This window comes from Pseudomonas defluvii, assembly GCF_001695625.1.
In the GTDB taxonomy this organism is placed as follows: Bacteria; Pseudomonadota; Gammaproteobacteria; order Pseudomonadales; family Pseudomonadaceae; genus Aquipseudomonas; species Aquipseudomonas defluvii.
In genome coordinates, this window is sequence record NZ_MBPN01000231.1 from 1 (window position 1) to 2,774 (window position 2,774).

General features: G+C 56.9%; 3 protein-coding genes. 2 read left to right on the forward strand and 1 reads right to left on the reverse strand.

Annotation, left to right across the window (positions count from 1 at the left end):
- The first annotated feature begins 154 nt into the window (after positions 1 to 154).
- Both EKA13_RS26775 and EKA13_RS26780 read left to right on the forward strand, forming a co-directional pair.
- Complete coding sequence (locus EKA13_RS26775) at positions 155 to 811, forward strand: VOC family protein (protein WP_065761998.1); 657 nt, start codon at positions 155 to 157, stop codon at positions 809 to 811.
- Between the two features lie 60 nt (positions 812 to 871).
- Positions 872 to 1,273 (forward strand): GFA family protein, encoded by a 402-nt coding sequence (locus EKA13_RS26780; protein WP_083199928.1) that lies wholly within the window; start codon positions 872 to 874, stop codon positions 1,271 to 1,273.
- 115 nt (positions 1,274 to 1,388) lie between these two features.
- Here EKA13_RS26780 and EKA13_RS26785 read toward each other — a convergent pair whose 3' ends face one another.
- The gene (locus EKA13_RS26785; protein ID WP_065761999.1) at positions 1,389 to 2,636 is read right to left on the reverse strand and encodes a ribonucleotide-diphosphate reductase subunit beta; all 1,248 of its coding nucleotides are present in this window, start codon (positions 2,634 to 2,636) and stop codon (positions 1,389 to 1,391) included.
- Positions 2,637 to 2,774 lie beyond the last annotated feature (138 nt).

Below are 2,774 nucleotides of genomic sequence, written 5' to 3' on the forward strand. Positions count from 1 at the left end.
ATCGCCGATGGTAGTGTGGGGTTTCCCCATGTGAGAGTAGGTCATCGTCAAGATTAAATTCCGAAACCCCTATCTGCACACGCAGGTAGGGGTTTTGTCTTTCTGGCGTTTTTGATACCTGGCCGTAGCCAAGTTGTCCTAAAAGGAATGAGACATGGAAGTTGATCACCTTTTTATCTGCGTAACCAATCCCACCCAAAGCGCCGCCGCCTTGAGCGCCCTGGGTCTTATCGAAGGCACACCGAACGTTCACCCTGGGCAAGGGACCGCGAACCGCAGGTTCTTCTTCCAAAACACATTCATTGAGTTGTTGTACCTCGCGGATGCCCAGGAAGCGCAAAGCCCATTAACGGCCCCCACGCAGCTCTTCGAGCGCCTCAGCGCAACAGATAGCCAGGTATCACCCTTTGGCGTGTGCTTCAGGCCTACTACCGCAAACGAAGCGCTGCCTTTTCCCGCCTGGGAGTATCGCCCTGCTTACTTGCCAACCAGCCTTAAAGTGGACGTAGGTCGCGCACCTGTCTCAGAGCCCATGTGGTTCTTTCTGTCTTTTGCCAAACGCCCAGACCAGATGCCGCCCGAGCGAGCTCAGCCTATTGAGCATGCCAATGGCTTTCGCCAAATCACCGCAGTACGGGTCACAACAGCCAGCGGCGAAGCATTCTCCGCAACGGCCTCTTGTGCAAATCAGCTGAGCGAATTTGAGATCATCCAGGGTAACGAGCACCTGATGGAGTTGGAGATCGACCACGGTGTTCAAGGGCAGACACGCGACTTCCGGCCTGGCTTGCCGCTGGTGATGAACTGGTAGTAAGCGTAGGCGTGCAGCCTTGCTGGCTAAAGTACTGTTTCTTCAAGAAGGGCTATTGCATTGACGCGTATTTTCTCGGGAAGCTGCCTGTGCGGCGCGGTGGCGTATCGAGTGTCGTCTCGCCCCAAAGCGGTATCTCACTGCCATTGCAGCCAGTGTCGAAAAGGGCATGGCGCGGCATTTGCCAGCTATGGCAGTGTGCCTCGAGCCGACCTGCACATCACCAAGGGTAGCGAGAGCCTCAAGGGCTACCAGTCCTCTGCAACCGTTGTGCGGCAGTTCTGTCGCCACTGTGGCTCGTCGTTGTTTTGGTCGACAAGTGAAGGTGAATTTTCCGGGTGGGTCTCAATAGCCCTGGGCTGCCTGGACACCTCTTTCACGCCTGGCCATCAAAAGCACCTGCATGTCGGAACCAAGGCCGCCTGGTATGAGATTCAAGATCACGGCCCGGAGTCGGATTGACCGCTGCAGGTAAGCCTGCTGCAAAGCGTGTGTCTCTATCTCCTGCAATACAACAGTATTTCCAGGCACAAAAAAGGCCGCCTTTCGGCAGCCTTCTTGTGAATTCAAGCCAGCATCAATCCCAGCTCAAAGCCCCACCGGTCTGATACTCAATAACCCGGGTCTCAAAGAAGTTCTTCTCTTTCTTCAAGTCCATGATTTCACTCATCCATGGGAACGGGTTGGTGGTACCTGGGTACTCTTCCTTCAGGCCGATCTGCGACAGGCGGCGGTTGGCGATGAACTTCAGATAGTCTTCCATCATCGCTGCGTTCATGCCCAGTACACCGCGTGGCATGGTGTCACGGGCGTATTCGATTTCCAGCTGGGTGCCCTGCAGAATCATCTGCGTGGCTTCTTCCTTCATTTCGGCATCCCACAGGTGCGGGTTTTCGATCTTGATCTGGTTGATCACGTCGATACCGAAGTTCAGGTGCATGGATTCATCACGCAGGATGTACTGGAACTGCTCGGCAACACCGGTCATCTTGTTGCGGCGGCCCATGGACAGGATCTGGGTGAAGCCGCAGTAGAAGAAGATGCCTTCGAGTACGCAGTAGTAGGCGATCAGGTTGCGCAGCAGTTCCTTGTCGGTCTCGACGGTGCCGGTATCGAATTCCGGGTCGGAGATCGAGCGGGTGTAGCGCAGGCCCCAGGCGGCCTTTTTCGCGACCGATGGGATCTCGTGGTACATGTTGAAGATTTCACCTTCATCCATGCCCAGCGATTCGATGCAGTACTGGTAGGCGTGTGTGTGGATCGCTTCTTCGAAGGCCTGGCGCAGGATGTACTGGCGGCACTCCGGGTTGGTGATCAGGCGATACACGGCCAGAGCCAGGTTGTTGGCAACCAGGGAGTCGGCGGTAGAGAAGAAGCCCAGGTTACGCATGACGATGCGGCGCTCGTCGTCGGTCAGGCCTTCCGGGTTTTTCCAGAGGGCGATGTCCGCGGTCATGTTGACCTCTTGCGGCATCCAGTGGTTGGCGCAGCCGTCCAGGTACTTCTGCCAGGCCCAGTCGTATTTGAATGGAACCAGTTGGTTGAGGTCGGCGCGGCAGTTGATCATGCGCTTCTCATCAACGGCTACACGGGCTGCAGAGCCTTCCAGCTCGGCCAGGCCTTCGGCGATGTCGAGTTCATCCAGTGCCGCTTTGGCACGGATTACGGCAGCAGAGTCCGCTGCGGTCACGGCACGGGCCTCGAGGGCGGCGGCACCGCCAGCGCTGTCGAGTTTGTCGATACCGTTTTCAATCGATTGGGCAGCACCAGCGTTTTTAGCGGCGACTTCGCCGTCGTCTTTGTCGAATTCGTCCCAGCTCAGCATGGTGGGGTCTCCTGCGTGAGGGCCATGTTCAGTATGGCCTGATGGATCTTGGGTTGCGTAGCTCGCGTCGGGTACAGCAGTGCACGCAAAACTTTTGGAATGCTTGAGGGGGAAGCCCCTCGGGTGGGCTGGAGCGGG